Source organism: uncultured Thomasclavelia sp. (genome assembly GCF_944324745.1).
GTDB lineage: Bacteria > Bacillota_I > Bacilli_A > Erysipelotrichales > Coprobacillaceae > Thomasclavelia.
Window position 1 is genome coordinate 107,202 of record NZ_CALUXO010000073.1, and the last position, 13,836, is coordinate 121,037.

A 13,836-nucleotide genomic window follows, 5' to 3' on the forward strand; every position below is an offset into this window, starting at 1 on the left:
TTTTAAATATAGCTAAAGATAAAATATTGACCAATATTTAAAACGCCGGCTAATACCATTACTAAGATAGGATTACATTTTTTAGATAATAAATAAAGGCAAAAACCAAAAATAATGACCATCGAAAGTTTTAATTGATGCAAAGCAATAACTTCACTACCAAAAAAAGCAGTAATGATAATGGATAATCCAGCGGTAGCTATTAATGAAACGACAGCAGGTCGTAAATAGTTTAAAACGTTTTGTAATGATTGCAAGTGCTGGTATTTTAAATAAAAATAAGCAATAATTGTTACGATAAGACAAGAAGGTAAAATACAGCCAATTGTTGCTATCAAAGCCCCAGGCAATCCGGCAATTTTTATTCCGACAAAAGTCGCTGAATTAATAGCAATAGGGCCAGGGGTCATTTGGGATATCGTAATTAAATCGGTGAATTCACTTAAATTCAGCCAATGATGTAAGTTGACGATTTGATTTTGAATCAAAGGCATGGCAGCATAACCACCCCCAAAACTAAAGGCACCAATTTGAAGAAAACTTAAAAATAACTGCCAGAAAATCATTTTGAAGCCCCCTTTCCTTGATAAAAGGTATAAATCAAACCAACTAGAATACAAGTAACAATGATAAAGATGACATTAACTTTAAAGAAATAATTGGCGATAAATGCTAATAACATGATTACTAGATAAATCGGATTTCTTTCTTTTAAAATACCGGTTGCCATTTCAATGACGACGGCAGTAATAACAGCACCCACTCCAGCTTGCATTCCTTCTAATAATAACGATATAATCAAATTATCTTTAAATGCGTTATAAAAGGCTGATACGATGGAAATAATCACAAATGGGGGAATAATAGTGGCAATAACACTAATGATTACACCAGGAATTTTAGCAATCTTATAGCCGACGACGATAGCACCATTGACAGCGATGGCTCCTGGAGCCGATTGAGCAATTGCAATTAGATCTAGCATCTCATCTTCATCAATCCAATGGTATTGATGGACAAACTTCTTTTGCATTAAGGTAACGATGACATAACCACCACCAAAGGTAAAAGCACTAAGATATAATGTTGAAAAGAATAGTTTGAATAATTTTTGTTTCATTTTGACCTCCTGTTTTTATTATACTGGTGGTTGATATATAAGTAAAATAATATTATTATATAATATATATAATAAATTAGTTATGTATTGAGGTATGTTATGGATTTAAGACATTTACAAATATTTATTCAAGTTTATCAGGAAAAGAGTATTACTAAAGCTGCCAAGAAACTATTGATGGCCCAGCCAGCTGTCAGTCTAGCTATTAAAGAACTGGAAAGTCATTATCAGGTTTCACTATTTGATCGCATGAATCGGCGAATTTATCCGACTGCTGCAGCCAACAGTTTCTATCAATATGCAATTCATATTATTGATTTATTTAATGAAATGGAAGCAGTGACACTCAATGATAATAAATTTCTGAAGATTGGTAGCAGCATTACTAATAGTCACTATGTTTTGCCCAATGTATTGAAGAATATCAAGCAGAAATATCCAGATTTTTCTATGGAGATAAAAGTTAATAATTCGAAGATTTTAGAAGAACTAGTTTTAGAAAACCAATTAGATATTGCCATTATTGAGACGAATCCTCTAAGTAATCAGTTGATTAAAATTCCTTTCATGGAAGATTATTTAACGGTAATCGTCTCCAATCATCATCCATTATTGCAGCAAACCAAGCCATCGTTAGAATCATTAACTGCATATCCTTTTTTTACTAGGGAGCCAGGAAGTTCAGTAGCAACTTTAGTTAAAAGCGTTTTTCAAAGTCATCAAATTGAAATGAAATATGCGATGGAAAGTATCAGTACGCAAGTAATTATTAAAAATGTAGCTTATGGATTAGGAATTGCCTGTTTACCATATATGTTGGTTAAAGAACAATTGGAGCTGGGATTAGTTAAAAAAATAGAGGTACCGGAATTAAACTTAAAAAGACAGTATCATATTATTTATCACCAACATAAAAACATTTCTAAAATCATCCAGACTTTTATTGATGAATGTTTACAATTTAGATAAAAGGTTTAATTTTAAACCTTTTTATCCGTATAATTTGCAAGACTAATGCGGATGGGTTATTAAAGGAAATTACACGTTTTAGTTAAAGAATTGTCAAAGGGAATTGACGATTATAGTATAGAGATAATGTTTTAAAGAATTGTTAAAATGGAATTAAGAAATAATTAATTGTTGGTTATTTAGATAAATGGTTATAAAATGGTAATATTTTTGCTTGTTTTGGTTATTTTTAATAAAAAATAAATGATATCACTTGAAAAATAATCATAAATTTGTTACATCTTTTAGTATGAATAATATTTCTTATTGTTGTGATTTATTTAAGATTAATATGAGGTGATAGAAATGACAGACAACGCAGTAGAATTATTAGGGAAAACTATTAGACAGCAAAGAAAGCTACATCGTCTTACGCAACAGGAATTAGCAGATTTAACAGGAATTTCTCGAAGACACATTGCTAATATTGAAAGTGGTAAAATCAATGCATCTTTTGAAGTGGTGATGAGTTTGGTAACTAAATTGAATATTTCATTAGATAATATTGTTTTTGCAAATATTGGTAATGAAACCAATGAATTTCAAGAAGCATTTCAGGATATTGCTGTTAAGTTATCAAAATGCAGTCATGAACAACAGCAATTAGTTTTAAAAACAATTAATTATATGTTAAATGAAATGTTAAGCAATGATGAATAAAAAAATTTGAATTTTAAAGCTGTTATTTGATACAAGAATAACAGCATTTTTTCTTACAAATGATTTATATGATAAGGAAAGATAATTAAAAAATGTCATATAAATTATCGAAAGATCGCATTAGTTGCTAAGAGCATAGTAATTAGTAATTATACTGGTAAGTTATTTTAAATGTTAATGAGATGGAAATGAATTTGGCAAAAGTTATATTGATGGTATAATTATGTGTTTTTGGATATTGATCAACAAAAGCATCAAGACAGCAATTTGAATTATCATAAAAAGAATCAATCAATAATCAAAAAGCAGTTCGTTATCTTGATAGATTTTTTCAATCAGGTAATTAGTTTTTAAAACTAATCAATGATATTTTAGAAATGAAAAAGAAAATCCTAGCAGTTAAGCTACTAGGATTATTTTTAAAATAAGTTATTTATTTTTGTATGTTCAACATAATCATGACATTCGATTTCTTCACCAATTATATCTTTATTTTCTGGATTATCCATATTAAAGATATAGACATAAGCTTGATCAATAATTTCACCGTCTTGATTATAGATATCAAGTAATTCACGGTTGTATTCATTTCGAGGATCATCTTTTCCATAATAACATTCTAATTCATCAAGCTGTTTAGCTAATTTGTCATCGACTTCATGCAATTCTCCAATAATTAAATTGGAACCCTCAGGAAGAAAAGCTGGATAAACTTTTCCTTTAATTGTTTTTAAACTACCTTTGATATAAGCATTGCATTTAAAAGTATTTTTTCCTTTTAGATACAAATCATAATTATAAATTCCTTTTCTTAAAGTACCATAAACAAAAGATTTAATCATTAGTGAGTAGCCCCACCTGTTACTTTAATATCTTCATCATTATTAACAATTGCTTCAATCGCAGCTGTTAATCCAGCAACAATCGTTTCTAATGACATACTTGGTTGACCTTTTTTGTCGATAACTTGTTGTGGTAAATATGGAATGTGGATAAAACCACTTCTTTTACCAGGGTATTTAGTATCAACTAAATATCTAACACCATATAAAACATGGTTGCAAACAAAAGTACCCGCTGTATTTGAAACAGATGCTGGGATATCTTTAGATTGGATATTAGCTACCATTGCTTTAATTGGTAAGTTAGAGAAATAGGCCGCAGGTCCTTCAGGATAAACTGGTTCATCGATAATTTGTTGCCCCGCATTATCAGGAATACGGCAATCATCAATATTGATACCAATTCTTTCAACGGTAATATCAGGACGACCACCAGCTTGTCCAATTGATAAGATAACATCTGGATCATATTTAGCAATTGCTTCATCAATTACTTCTAATGATTTATGACAAATTGTTGGAATTTCTAATTTAATAATTTCGGCACCGGCAATTTCATCAGCTAGTTTTTTTACTGATTCAATAGCAGGATTAATTTTTTCACCACCAAATGGGTCAAACCCAGTAACTAAGATTTTCATTTATATCACCTCTTAAAAAGCTAATACTAACATTAAAACAATATGAATCACGATCATAATTAAAGCCATAGGAGCCTGTGATTTAATAACTGCATATTTTTGATCCTTAGTTTCCAAAACGGCACAAGGAACGATATTAAAGTTAGCAGCCATAGGTGTCATTAAAGTACCACAGTAACCACAAGTCATACCTAAAGCAGCCACAACAGAAGGATCGCCACCTTGATTAATAACAAATGGAATACCAATTCCTAAAGTAATAACAGTAAATGCTGCAAATGCATTTCCCATGATCATTGTAAAGATAACCATACCTAAACAATATACGACAACTCCTAAGAAGACATTTCCAGAAGGAATGACGTTAGAAATGATTTGTGAAATGACATCACCAACACCTGCAGAAGAGAAAACACTTCCTAATGCTCCTAATAATTGTGGTAATAAACAAGATGCACCAACTTGCATTAATAATCTAGATGTATCACTACGAGTTTCAGATAATTTTGGTTTACAAATAACAATAGCTAAAACTAAAGCAACGATACAAGCAACACCAGTCATAACTGCACCATCTAAGGCAGTAGGGTCACCAGCAGAGCTTCCAAATGAGAATAATTTAATTGTAAAGAAACTACTTAACTTCAAGAAGAAAGTTTGTGCTGTTTCACTATTGTATTGAATTAATGATAAAATTAAAGCCATAACCCCAATTGAAATGGCAGGGATAAAAATTTTGTTTCCAATTTTTTGACTTGAAGCTTGACGGAATTCTGCAGTAGATTCAACAAATTCACCCATACGAACTTGTTTAGTTGCAGTTAAGCACCCCATAACTACTAAGATAGCTCCAATAACAACACTAGGAATTAAACGACCAAACATAAATGTAATCCCTAATAAAGCCCAAAATAGTGTTGTTCCAATTCGTGCTTCTTTATTTTTAGTTGCCCGATAAGCAGTATCAAAACTGACTAAAGCACATAATACATAGAAAAATTCAGGAAGATAGATGCTTAGAAAGTTTAACATTATTTTTTACCTCCTTTTTTAATTTTTCTATCAAATAAGAATACTTGAACAAATGTTAAGATTACTGAAATTACAGCAATATAAAGTGAAGAAGTAGCAATAGTTCCTAATGTAACTTCAGTAAAACCAGCTCCAGCCATAGTACCTTGCATTAAAACAACACCACTAGCAGCAGGGAAGCAGTTTTGTGCAAAGAAGTTTCCATAGTTTTCAACCGCAGCTGATAAACCTTTGATTGATTCTGTTTCTTTTTCATCAAATTTATCACCTTTAACTTTTTCACCAGCAGCTTGAGCCATTGGTAAAACTAATGGACGAACAAATTGAACGACACCACCGATTCTGATGTTCAAAGCAGAAGCAACAGTACGTACTACTGAGTAAATTGCCAAAACTTTACCAGCAGAAGCATTTTTGATTTTTCCAATCAAATAAGCTGCTCTTTCCTTTAAACCATATCTTTCAATAATGGCAATTACTGGGAAGATGATTAAGAAAATAGACATCAAACGGTTGCTGACAAATGAGCTCCCTAAGATTTCTAAGATTTCAACTAAACTCATTCCGGAAACTAACCCAGTAACCAGTCCGGAAATGATTACTGTTGCAAGAACGTCTAATTTCAAGGCGAAACCGGCAACAATAATAACAATACCTATCAATGTTAAATATTCCATAATATTCCCCTTTCTAACATCGTATACCTCAAGTTTCGATCCTTTATATAAATAAAAAATACTTTTTGTTTATATAAATATCATCAAGGATCATTTAAAATAATCTTTGAATGAACGGATAAAATCAAATAATTGCACTTGTGTATACAATTTGATATTGCATAGGTGTATTATATACTTTTTTCACTTTTATTTCAACTTGTCAGTATATTTGACTGGTGATGAATGAATGAAGATGTTAATAAAGCTATAAATTTACTGTTTAAATTCTGAATTTGTCGAAAAAAGAAAATCCAAAAAAGAAATATTCTTTTTTGGATCAAATAAGTTATTATAAATTCTTTACTCTTAAAGCACGAATTGCATTTAATACAGCTAGAACCATGACGCCAACATCAGCAAAGATAGCAAGCCACATATTGGCAATTCCAACAGCTCCAAGCAGTAGACAGATTACTTTAATACCAATAGCAAAATAAATATTTTCATAAACGATGCGAACACATTTTTTAGCAATTTTGATTGCTTTAGAAATCTTTAATGGATCATCATCCATTAAAACAATATCAGCAGCTTCAATAGCGGCATCACTACCTAGTGCCCCCATGGCAATACCTATATCAGCCCTAGATAAAACAGGGGCATCGTTAATTCCATCACCAACGAAGACCAGATTTTCTTTAGGTCCTTTTTGATTTAATAACTCTTCAACTTTATTAACTTTATCACCTGGAAGTAATTCACTATATACTTGATCAATTTGCAGCTCATTTGCCACAGCATTAGCAACCTTGCTGGTATCACCAGTTAACATTACGGTCTTTTTAATACCAACTTTCTTTAATTCCTGAATAGCTTTTTTAGCATTTGGTTTAATAATATCAGAAATTAAGATATGACCAACATATTGATTATCAATAGCAACATGGACAATAGTTCCAACACTATGACATTCTTCATAATCAATATTAAACTTTTTCATTAATTTATCATTACCAGCTAAAACGGTACAATCATCAATTTTAGCGACAACACCATGACCACTGATTTCTTCAACTTCATGAACACGATTTTTATCTAGTTTTTCACCATAAGCTTTAAGTAAGCTTTTAGAAATAGGATGTGTTGAATAGCTTTCAGCTAAAGCAGCATATTCGATTAATTCTTTTTCATCAATCGTTGCGTGATGAATTCCATTTACTTCAAAGACTCCTTGAGTCATTGTTCCTGTTTTATCAAAAACAACATATTTAGCCGAAGCTAAAGCTTCTAAATAGTTAGAACCTTTGACTAAAACACCGGCATTGCTGGCACCACCAATTCCTGCAAAGAAACTAAGAGGAATACTAATAACTAATGCACATGGACAACTGATAACTAAAAAGGTTAAAGCTCGATAAATCCACTGTGACCAGCTAGCATTATTACCAGTTAACATTAATACTACTGGTGGAATGATTGCTAGTGCTAAAGCACTGTAGCAAACTATTGGAGTATAGTAACGGGCAAAACGGGAAATAAAGTTTTCAGAACGTGATTTTTTAGAACTGGCATTTTCAACCATATCTAGAATTTTAGATACTGTTGATTCACCGAATTCCTTAGTTGTTTTTATTTTTAACAATCCCGTCATATTAATACAACCACTGATTACTTCATCATTAGTACTAGCTTCACGTGGTAGACTTTCACCAGTTAAAGCACTAGTATTTAAAGTAGAAGAGCCTTCGATAATAATTCCATCGATGGGAACTTTTTCACCTGGTTTAACTACAATGATACTACCGATTTCTACTTCGTCAGGATCTACTTGTTCAAGATTACCGTTTTCGTCTTCAATATTAGCATAGTCAGGACGAATATCCATCAATTCAGTAATATTGCGACGACTTTTACCAACGGCATAACTTTGGAACCATTCTCCGATTTGATAGAACAGCATTACTGCGGTTCCTTCCCCGTAATCACCTAAGCCTATAGCTCCAACTGTGGCTACGGCCATTAAAAAATTCTCATCAAATACTTGTCGATTTAAAATTCCTTTAATTGCTTTTCTTAGTATATCATACCCAATAATTAAGTATGTGATTAAAAATAAGACAGTTTCATAAATAGGTTCTAATGGTAATATTTTTAATGCAATGAATAAAATTAAAGAAATGATAATCCTAGCAAGCATTTTCTTTTGCTTTTTATTCATTTTCCCCATCTCCTTTAAAGATTAAAGAAAGATTTCACAGTCATCTTCAACTTTTTTACAATTTTTCAAAACATTTTTCATTACTTCTTTAGGATTAGCTCCTTCATCAAATTCTACAGACATTTTTAATGTCATAAAATTAACGACAGCATTTTTTACACCTTCAGTTTCATTAGCAGCTATCTCCATTTTATTAGCGCAGTTAGCGCAATCAACATCGATCTTGTAAGTCTTTTTCATTTTCATACCCTCCTGATTTATTTGAACAATTGAACATATATTCAACTTACACCATTATTATAGTTTATTGATTGTTCAACTGTCAAGGCTTTTTAACGATAATTGACAAATATTTAATTTTTAATTTATAATATTATTAATAAGGTCCTGAAAGGGGGAGTCGCATGCTGGAAAATCGATGTGATTGTAAGCCACAAGATGTTGAATTAGTTAATAAAGTTAAGGATAATATGCCAGCTTTTGATGAAATCATGGAATTATCGGATTTTTTCAAAGTAATGGGTGATAGTACTCGACTTCAAATATTGATGTCTTTGCAACAAAGTGAAATGTGCGTTTCGGATTTAGCCAATGTGATTAATATGACTAAGTCAGCTGTTTCACATCAGCTTAAAACGTTAAGAGTTTCTAAATTGATTAAATCTCGTAAAGAAGGTAAAACGGTTATTTATTCATTGGATGATAGTCATATTCATGAAATTTTAGCTAAATCAATTGAACATATTAATGAAAAATAATGTAAAAGTCAGGAAATTTTCCTGACTTTTAAATGTTTTTAAAGATATTTTGGAACTTATGATAATTCTTTTTTAAACAATAACAATAAAAAGGAACAATAGATTGAAAATCACTGATTTCTTTAATTGAACGATTATTAATTTTTCCCTCTTCTTCCATTGCCAAATCAGTTGTAAATGAAACAAAATCAGAACGATTTAATAGATTTAAAAAATTATTTCGGTTATTTTCAATAATAAAATGGGTATTTGGCATCAAAGAAGTGACCAGTTCTTGATAAAAACCAATATTTTGATATAGAATCAAAGTTTCACCATCGATATCTTGAAAAGATATCTTATCTTGATTGGCTAAACGATGATCCAATGGAAGAGTAAAATATAACTGTTCACTGCCCCATAGTTTATAAGCTAGATCATCAGCTTTAATTTTTTTATTCAAGATAATTATTTGATAGTTTTCTTGTCTTAATCCTTTGATCAAAGTATCTACATCACTGATGATTTCAGTTTCTAAACGCATTGATGTAAATTCAGTGGCAATAATTTTGTAGAGGTCATATAAAGGACGAGGGGCTAATGAACCAATAGCAATAGTCCGATTTTTTCGTTCGAGCTCTTTGATCGTGGTTTCCATTTCATCTAGTTGTCCAATGACCTTTTTAGCATAGATTACTGCCATTTTACCATATTCATTGAGTTCAATTTTATTTTTAGTTCTTGTAAATAAGGGAACTTGCAATTGCTCTTCTAATTTTTTCATTGAACGTCCTAAAGCCTGCTGCGATAGGTGTAATTCTTGAGCGGCTTTCGATAAAGTCTTAGCTTTAGCTACGGCAATTAAATAATAAAGCGTATTTGTATCAATCATTTTTATCACCAATTTTATTTTATCAAATTAATTATTTTAGTGAAACTAAAAGTTTTACTGATGAAAATAAAAACTGCTGTTATTTTAAATAAAAAAAGTTACAATGATAGTAGAAAATAAAGGAGAGATAAAATGATACGTAAACAAATTAATCAAACAGTAGTTGAAGTAGAAAAGCCCCAAAATGGCAGTGGAATTTTGACTATGAAAAAAATCTTAAATGGACCTGAGGAATTAGCTCAAAAAGGTAGAGCTTTTAATCATTGTTTTTTAAACCCTGGTAGCGGTCTTGGTTATCATCAACATACAGGTACTAGTGAAACGATGTATATTTTAAAAGGGCAAGCCGAATATGTTGATGAAAATAAACAAAAAACTATTTTGCAACCTGGTGATGTCACTTTTACTGATGATGGACAAAGTCATAGTATTTATGCCATCGGTAAGGAACCATTAGAATTTATTGCATTGGTGTTATTTACTGATTAGGGAGGAAAGAAAATGAAGACGTGGTTAATTACTGGATGTTCTAGTGGAATTGGTCAAGGAATCGCTAAAGCGGTATTAAGCAAAGGAGACAATGCTATTATTACAGCCAGAAATAAAGATAAATTAAAAGATTTAGTTGCTTTGTATCCTGATAATACTTTGGCTGTTTCGCTAGAAGTTACTAGTAAAGAAAGCATTGAAGCATTAATGGTGCAGGCTAAAGAACGTTTTGGAATGATTGATGTTTTAGTTAATAATGCTGGTCGGGGATATAGTGGTGCAATTGAAGAAGGTGACAGTGATGCTGTTAATGAATTGTTTAATACTAATTTATTTGGACCAATTAATTTAATTAAAGCTGTTTTACCAGATATGCGGGCTAATAAAGCAGGTGCAATTATCAATATTTCTTCATTGGGCGTTATTACTAATGATGGTGGTGGCGGATATTATGCTGCTAGTAAAGCAGCATTAGAAAAAATCAGCGGAGCTTTAAGAAAAGAAGTTGCTTCTTTAGGAATTAAAGTTATGGTTGTAGAACCCGGTCCATTTAGAACTAATTTCAGGGTTGCTCACGTAAAGGGACAAGAAAATCATATTAGTGATTATGCGACAATTCAGGCAGCTCGTGATAAGTTAGCTCAAGATCCATTTGGACAAAAGGGTGATCCTGATAAAGCTGGTAAAGTGATCGTTGATGTGATTGAAAGAGATGACTATCCTAAAACAATTCTATTAGGTAAAGGAATTACGGATCTGGGAATTGATATTTTAAAAGAACATATTAAAGATATTACCAGATGGAAAGAACTGGGTGATAGTACTAATTTTGATGAATAGAAGGGTTCTAAGGAATCCTTTTTATTTATTACCGGTTATGCAGTTTTTAAGCCACTTATTCATAGTCACTTAATTATTTGTTTGCTTTATATATAATGAAAGTAGATAGGATTGAAAGAATGAATGAGAGGTGAGTTAGATGGTAAAAATGGCAATTACCATGTTAAAAACAAATTTTAAAAGTGCGATATCTTTGATAATTAATCTAGCAATGACCATAATGATGTGTTTGATCATGATTAATTTATTAGAAAGCCGTCAATTTAAAATATTATATTTAACGGTTGATCAAGATGCTACCGATTTGAGGATTTTGTACTTTTTAATTATCGCTATTTGTGTTTATTTAGTAGCATATTCCTGTCAATATTATATTAATGTCAATTCAAGGGAAATCGCATTAGTCAAATTAGCTGGGTATAATACGTTTGATTTAATTAAATATATGTCAGTGCAGAATTTTATCATAGTTACTATTGCTTATGGTTTATCAATGATTTTATCGATGTTATTAATACCGCTGTTTCAATATTTGATTTATTACTATAATCAAATTAATGCTGATGTTTTTGTAATTGCTCCAGGAGCCTTGTTTCAAAGTTTGATGATTTTATTGATGATGTATGTATTGATAGTTTTTTTGGATTTATATTTTAGCAATCAAGTCAAAATTTCTGATATGCTTGAAGGACATAATATTGCAATTTATAAAAATGAAAATAAGAAATTTAAGTTGCCGGATTTGTTATATATATTGATTTATTTGCTGGGGTTATCGATTATCTATCAAAGTACCGAAATTAATTTTGGTACTGGAGTGGCAATTATTATTGGAGCTATTGGTGGTTATGGTTTGTTTAATCAAACGATATTTAATTATTTACAAAAAAGAAATAATTGTAAAAGATTAAAGGCTTTGACGTATGTTGTTAATGGTAATGTATCGTTGTTTTTAAAGAAAATTAAAGTGATTTTAGTTTTGATGATGTTTGTAATGGTAATGCTTCCAATTAAATTGATCAATGTTGTTGATAATTCGCTTTATTTTATTCAATTACAATTAATTTATCTTTTAATTGTAATTATTATTTGTTCTACCCTTTATAATCGATGCAAAATTGATTTTACAACTAAAAAACAGTTATATCAAAATTTATATAAATTAGGTTTAACATATAGGGATATTAAACAAGTGTTATTTAAAGAAATTATAATCGTTTTTTCAATCTTATTTATTATTGCTGGTGGTTATTTATTTAGTATTTTAATTAAGTTTAATCATGGTGCTAATCTTAATTTATGGATCATGGCTGAATATGTCATACCATTATTAGGATGTTTGATGCTAATTTTATTTAAAAGAAAGCGAGAAATAGATTTATGGAAAAAGTAATAGAAGCTAAAAAAATCAATAAGGTATATGGGTTATACAGTAACGTACCAAAGATAGCAATTGATGATATTTCTTTAGATGTATATGAAGGCGATTTTATTTGTATTATGGGTCCATCTGGTTCTGGTAAAACGACATTAATCAATATTTTAGCTACGATTGATGATCTAACCAAGGGACAGTTAGTTTTATTAGGAAATAATATTTTGGGATTGTTTGAAAAAGAAAAAGCGTTACTTAGAAAAAAAGACATTGGATTTATTTTTCAAAACTATAATTTAATCGATACATTAAAAAATAAAGATAATATATTATTTTCACTTCGATTAAATAAAGTACCAGTAGCTAAACAAGATCAGTTACTACAAGATATTGTCCGTAAATTAAACATTGAAGATATAATAGATAAATTTCCATATGAGTGTTCTGGTGGGCAACAACAACGGGTGGCAATCGCCAGAGCTTTAGTAACTAATCCTAAAATCCTATTTGCCGATGAACCTACCGGTAATATTGATAGTTTAAGTTCTAGACAGTTAATGGACTTATTTGTCAAAATCAATCGAGAGTTTAAAACAACGATCGTAATGGTGAGTCATGATAGTTTTGTAGCTTCATTTTCGAATACTTTATATTATATTGTTGATGGTAAGGTTGAAACGAAACTAGAAAGAAAAGCGCTTAGTCAATTTGATTACTATACAAAGATCGCTAAAATAACTACACAGATAGATTATTTTAAATAGATGATTTTATCAAAATTAAAGATAATAAATATTTAGCCATCCTGAAATATCAAGATGGCTTTTTTAATAATTTTTATTTAAGTTTTGCAAATCCAATATAGGATAGAATTGCCTGAATTATAGTAAACATGAACCATACTGGCATTAAAACGCAGGCTACAGTATATAAAATGGCACCAGTAAGAGCAAAACCTCTTTTGTTTAAAAATAATCCTAGCCCATTAAAAATAACCGCTAATAATGCACATATCATATGTGGCATAGCAAGGCTGATTGCCAGACCGATACCTAAGTTTTCGGCATCGTTTGCTCCTGAACCAGCGCTACTATACATATAAGAAAATAAATAAAGGACATAGGCAAATCCTAAAATAAATGATATCAGTAGACATTTATTCATCTTCTTCATAACTTTCTTCCCTCCTTTTATTAGGTAGTGTAAAGAGTTTATGAAAAATTAATATCGAACCAAAAATTTTCTGCACTTTTTTACACGAATCCGCAAAAAAAAGAAAGATGAAATCCAGTTTTGAAAAATCATAAATCTTTGAAACCTGAA

Annotated in this window: 17 protein-coding genes; 7 read left to right on the forward strand and 10 right to left on the reverse strand. The window is 30.5% G+C overall.

All coding sequences use genetic code 11. The features are described from left to right. Positions 1 to 2: 2 nt before the first annotated feature. Positions 3 to 566, reverse strand: coding sequence for a chromate transporter (locus Q0K54_RS09575; protein WP_294580606.1), 564 nt, complete (start codon positions 564 to 566; stop codon positions 3 to 5). Beyond that, entirely contained in the window at positions 563 to 1,120 is a 558-nt protein-coding gene (locus Q0K54_RS09580; RefSeq protein ID WP_294580608.1) for a chromate transporter, read from the reverse strand. The genes Q0K54_RS09575 and Q0K54_RS09580 overlap by 4 nt, the downstream gene beginning before the upstream one ends. Before the next feature lie 99 nt (positions 1,121 to 1,219). Between Q0K54_RS09580 and Q0K54_RS09585 the strand changes: the two genes are divergently transcribed. Both Q0K54_RS09585 and Q0K54_RS09590 read left to right on the forward strand, forming a co-directional pair. After that, complete coding sequence (locus tag Q0K54_RS09585; protein ID WP_294580611.1) at positions 1,220 to 2,089, forward strand: LysR family transcriptional regulator; 870 nt, start codon at positions 1,220 to 1,222, stop codon at positions 2,087 to 2,089. 345 nt (positions 2,090 to 2,434) lie between these two features. Further along, positions 2,435 to 2,788, forward strand: coding sequence for a helix-turn-helix domain-containing protein (locus Q0K54_RS09590; protein WP_294580613.1), 354 nt, complete (start codon positions 2,435 to 2,437; stop codon positions 2,786 to 2,788). A gap of 419 nt (positions 2,789 to 3,207) precedes the next feature. On the opposite strand, the gene Q0K54_RS09595 is transcribed toward Q0K54_RS09590, so the two are convergent. The 6 genes from Q0K54_RS09595 to Q0K54_RS09620 all read right to left on the reverse strand — a co-directional run bounded on the left by Q0K54_RS09595 (position 3,208) and on the right by Q0K54_RS09620 (position 8,420). After that, positions 3,208 to 3,630 (reverse strand): gamma-glutamylcyclotransferase, encoded by a 423-nt coding sequence (locus Q0K54_RS09595; RefSeq protein ID WP_294580616.1) that lies wholly within the window; start codon positions 3,628 to 3,630, stop codon positions 3,208 to 3,210. Beyond that, the gene (gene pcp, locus Q0K54_RS09600; protein ID WP_294580618.1) at positions 3,630 to 4,271 is read right to left on the reverse strand and encodes a pyroglutamyl-peptidase I; all 642 of its coding nucleotides are present in this window, start codon (positions 4,269 to 4,271) and stop codon (positions 3,630 to 3,632) included. Before pcp ends, Q0K54_RS09595 begins: the two co-directional genes overlap by 1 nt. A 12-nt stretch (positions 4,272 to 4,283) precedes the next feature. Then, complete coding sequence (locus Q0K54_RS09605) at positions 4,284 to 5,303, reverse strand: DUF979 domain-containing protein (RefSeq protein ID WP_294580621.1); 1,020 nt, start codon at positions 5,301 to 5,303, stop codon at positions 4,284 to 4,286. Next, on the reverse strand, positions 5,303 to 5,980 hold the full coding sequence (locus Q0K54_RS09610) for a DUF969 domain-containing protein (RefSeq protein ID WP_294580624.1): 678 nt from the start codon (positions 5,978 to 5,980) through the stop codon (positions 5,303 to 5,305). Before Q0K54_RS09610 ends, Q0K54_RS09605 begins: the two co-directional genes overlap by 1 nt. Before the next feature lie 331 nt (positions 5,981 to 6,311). Continuing rightward, positions 6,312 to 8,180 carry a heavy metal translocating P-type ATPase gene (locus tag Q0K54_RS09615; RefSeq protein ID WP_294580625.1) on the reverse strand — a complete coding sequence of 623 codons (1,869 nt, stop codon included), beginning with the start codon at positions 8,178 to 8,180 and terminating at the stop codon, positions 6,312 to 6,314. A 21-nt stretch (positions 8,181 to 8,201) separates the two neighbouring features. Then, on the reverse strand, positions 8,202 to 8,420 hold the full coding sequence (locus Q0K54_RS09620) for a cation transporter (RefSeq protein WP_294580627.1): 219 nt from the start codon (positions 8,418 to 8,420) through the stop codon (positions 8,202 to 8,204). A gap of 164 nt (positions 8,421 to 8,584) precedes the next feature. Between Q0K54_RS09620 and Q0K54_RS09625 the strand changes: the two genes are divergently transcribed. After that, positions 8,585 to 8,938 (forward strand): helix-turn-helix transcriptional regulator, encoded by a 354-nt coding sequence (locus tag Q0K54_RS09625; RefSeq protein ID WP_294580630.1) that lies wholly within the window; start codon positions 8,585 to 8,587, stop codon positions 8,936 to 8,938. A gap of 28 nt (positions 8,939 to 8,966) precedes the next feature. Here the strand turns inward: Q0K54_RS09625 and Q0K54_RS09630 are convergent, their stop codons facing one another. Beyond that, positions 8,967 to 9,809: a LysR family transcriptional regulator gene (locus tag Q0K54_RS09630; RefSeq protein WP_294580633.1), complete on the reverse strand. Its 843-nt coding sequence runs from the start codon at positions 9,807 to 9,809 to the stop codon at positions 8,967 to 8,969. A gap of 132 nt (positions 9,810 to 9,941) precedes the next feature. On the opposite strand from Q0K54_RS09630, the gene Q0K54_RS09635 reads away from it, so the two are divergent. The 4 genes from Q0K54_RS09635 (at position 9,942) to Q0K54_RS09650 (ending at position 13,277) form a co-directional block, all read left to right on the forward strand. Beyond that, the gene (locus Q0K54_RS09635) at positions 9,942 to 10,298 is read left to right on the forward strand and encodes a cupin domain-containing protein (protein WP_294580634.1); all 357 of its coding nucleotides are present in this window, start codon (positions 9,942 to 9,944) and stop codon (positions 10,296 to 10,298) included. 12 nt (positions 10,299 to 10,310) lie between these two features. Next, positions 10,311 to 11,138: an SDR family NAD(P)-dependent oxidoreductase gene (locus Q0K54_RS09640; protein WP_294580636.1), complete on the forward strand. Its 828-nt coding sequence runs from the start codon at positions 10,311 to 10,313 to the stop codon at positions 11,136 to 11,138. A gap of 139 nt (positions 11,139 to 11,277) precedes the next feature. Continuing rightward, entirely contained in the window at positions 11,278 to 12,531 is a 1,254-nt protein-coding gene (locus Q0K54_RS09645; RefSeq protein WP_294580638.1) for an FtsX-like permease family protein, read from the forward strand. Then, entirely contained in the window at positions 12,519 to 13,277 is a 759-nt protein-coding gene (locus tag Q0K54_RS09650; protein WP_294580640.1) for an ABC transporter ATP-binding protein, read from the forward strand. Before Q0K54_RS09645 ends, Q0K54_RS09650 begins: the two co-directional genes overlap by 13 nt. Before the next feature lie 73 nt (positions 13,278 to 13,350). Here Q0K54_RS09650 and Q0K54_RS09655 read toward each other — a convergent pair whose 3' ends face one another. Continuing rightward, positions 13,351 to 13,686, reverse strand: coding sequence for a hypothetical protein (locus tag Q0K54_RS09655; RefSeq protein WP_294580642.1), 336 nt, complete (start codon positions 13,684 to 13,686; stop codon positions 13,351 to 13,353). Between the last annotated feature and the right edge of the window lie 150 nt (positions 13,687 to 13,836).